Source organism: Streptomyces sp. SAS_281, assembly GCF_052542855.1.
Genome location: NZ_JBMNDO010000242.1, coordinates 1 through 2602 on the forward strand (window position 1 = coordinate 1; position 2602 = coordinate 2602).

Sequence of the window (2602 nt, forward strand, 5' to 3'; positions counted from 1 at the left end):
GCCCGCCCCCGGGGAGGGGGGCGGGCCCCGGGCCGGTCGCGGTCAGTCCGCGTACGTGATGTCCGAAGCGCTGTAGAGGCAGTTCGTGATGTCCGCGCCGGTGCCCGTCTTGGACGGTTCGCCGCTGGTCACGCCCTTGTACTTCGTGCAGATGTCGATGTCGTGGCCGGCGTCGTCGTAGATCGTGACGCCCGAGAAGCGTGCCGTGTCACCGTAGTTGGTGTTGATGCCGACCAGGGTGTCGCCCGGCGCGGTGACCCATACGTTCTGCACCTGGACGTGCCTGCCGTACTGGGTCTTGCAGTTGCCGCAGGAGCGGTAGAGCTTGCCGAAGTCCTCGACCTGGAAGTTCTTGATGACCAGCGTGCCGCCGCCGTTGTGCTGGAAGACCTTGTCGTCGGCGCCGCGCGCGCCGCCGCCGTCGACCGTGCGGACCAGCGAGGAGGAACCGCCGAGGAAGGTCGCGGCGTCCTCACCCACGTCCTCCCACCAGACGTTCTTCAGCGTGCAGGCGCCCGCGCAGTGCACACCGTCGGCCGCCGGGGAGCCCAGGATGACGTTCTGCAGGGTGGCTCCGTCGGCCAGCTCGATCAGCGCGGGCTGGTCCTCGTCCTGGCCGTCGCTGCCCAGGTCGCCGCTTCCGTAGAAGCGCTTCATGCCGCCGTCGTAGCTGCCGGACACCTTCATCGTCGAGGTCAGGGGCTGGCTGCCGTTGGCCGACGGCCACGCGGGGCGGGTCCCGGGGTCGGTCGGCGGATCGGTCGGCGGGTCCGTGGGGTCGGTCGGGTCCGTCGGCGTCGAACCCGCCGCGGTGAAGGTCCAGCTCTTGCTGGTCACCGAGTCGCACGAGTTCTGCTGGACCAGGGCACCGGCCGCGGTGGAGCTGTCCTTCACGTTGAGGCACTTGCCGCCGTTGGCGTTGACTACGCGGTAGGTGTCGCCGCTCACCGGTGAGAGCGTCCACACCTGGCCGGCCCCGCCGGTGCAGCTCTGCTGCTCGACGGCCTTGCCCGCGCTGGTGGAGGCGCCCCGCACCCCGGCGCACTTGCCGCTGTGCGCGGCGGTCAGTGTGTAGCCGCTGCCGGAGGTCTTGAGCTGCCATGTCTGGTTGGCGGCCCCGGTGCAGCCGCGCTGGGCGAGCTGGGTGCCGTCGGAGGTGCCCGAGCCGGGAACCTCAAGGCACAGCCCGCTCGCCGCGTTCGACAGGCTGTACGCGCCGGTCGCGGGCGCGGCCGCCGCGGAACCGGTCGCGACCAGCGCCGTGACACCGGCGAGGAGCAGTGAGGAGAGGGCGACGAACGACGCGGCTGTCCGGCCGCCCCGCCGTCTGGCATGCTGATTTCTGGTACGCACTGGGTGTTCCTTTCACCGCCCGCGGCGTCCTCCGCGGGCACCAATGAGTGGTTCGGTGCGGTGGTAAGGTGATCCCTCGACCGTGTGGAACGGCGCCATGACCGTTCCACATGATGAACCGAGTTCTTGTATGCGAACTGCCGTGACCGTACGGCACCGTCATGCACCGGTCAAGAACTAGGTGCGCCCTCTCCTTCCCGTGCGGCCCCTGCGGCAGGACCCGGCCGCTGTTCGTGCGAATGCCCGTGCGACCGTTCCGCCGGTAACGGAACGTGCGTTCAGCAGCGCGCGCGGTCTGTTTGTTACGAACGCCCAGGTCCGGCGCGCAGGGTCGCCGACGGGCCATCCGGCCGGGTCGCCCGCACGGTCGACCCCGTCAACCAGGCGTCGTACGGCTGGTTGCAGCGGACAGGAATTGACAGGTACCCGCAGCTTTCCCTCCATGCCGACTACAGCCGTGTGTGACGGAAATATCCGCACTTCGTAACACGCCCCGATGAGGTTCCCGCACGGCAGCCGACGGGTCCAAGGTGTGGCTCCCGGCACGACGCCGGGAACGGAGAACCGCCCGGACCCGACCGGTCCGGGCCTGCACCTGAGGGGTCTTCATGTCCCGTTCCGCACGACGGATCACCGCCGCCGTCCTCGCTTCCGGCGCACTGGTCGCCGCCGCCGCCCTCCCCGCGGCCGCCGACGGCCACGACCACGGCCGGGGCCACCACGCCCCGCGTCCGACCGTCGTCCTGGGCAAGATCCAGTACGACAGCCCCGGCCGCGACAACGGCTCGAACCGGAGCCTGAACGGCGAGTGGGTCACCGTCACCAACACCGGGCGGCACGCGGTGAACCTGCGCGGCTGGACGCTCAGCGACGAGAGCCACCGCACGTACGAGTTCGACCTGCGCCTGCCCGGCCGCTCCTCGGTGCGCGTCCACACCGGCGTCGGCCGCGACACCCGCCACGACGTCTACCAGGACCGGCGCCACTACGTCTGGGACGACAGCGACACCGCCACCCTGCGCGACGCGCGCGGCCACAAGGTCGACTCCGAGTCCTGGGGACGCCACCACCACGGCCACCACCACGGCCACCGCCGCTGACCCACCGGCGGCGGCCCGCTGAACCCGGGCCGCCGCCCGTGGCCCCCTGTCGGGGGGGGGGGGGGGGGGGGGGGGGGGGGGGGGGGGGGGGGGGGGGGGGGGGGGGGGGGGGGGGGGGGGGGGGGGGGGGGGGGGGGGGGGGGGGGGGG

General features: G+C 72.1%; 2 protein-coding genes. One reads left to right on the plus strand and one right to left on the minus strand.

The annotated features are described in order from the left end of the window. Positions 1 to 42: 42 nt before the first annotated feature. A complete protein-coding gene (locus ACN6LM_RS37850) occupies positions 43 to 1353 on the minus strand; it encodes a pectate lyase (protein WP_445069959.1) in 1311 nt (436 codons plus the stop codon). Positions 1354 to 1961: 608 nt separating this feature from the next. On the opposite strand from ACN6LM_RS37850, the gene ACN6LM_RS37855 reads away from it, so the two are divergent. Then, positions 1962 to 2453 carry a lamin tail domain-containing protein gene (locus ACN6LM_RS37855; RefSeq protein WP_445069960.1) on the plus strand — a complete coding sequence of 164 codons (492 nt, stop codon included), beginning with the start codon at positions 1962 to 1964 and terminating at the stop codon, positions 2451 to 2453. The last annotated feature ends 149 nt before the right edge of the window (positions 2454 to 2602 follow it).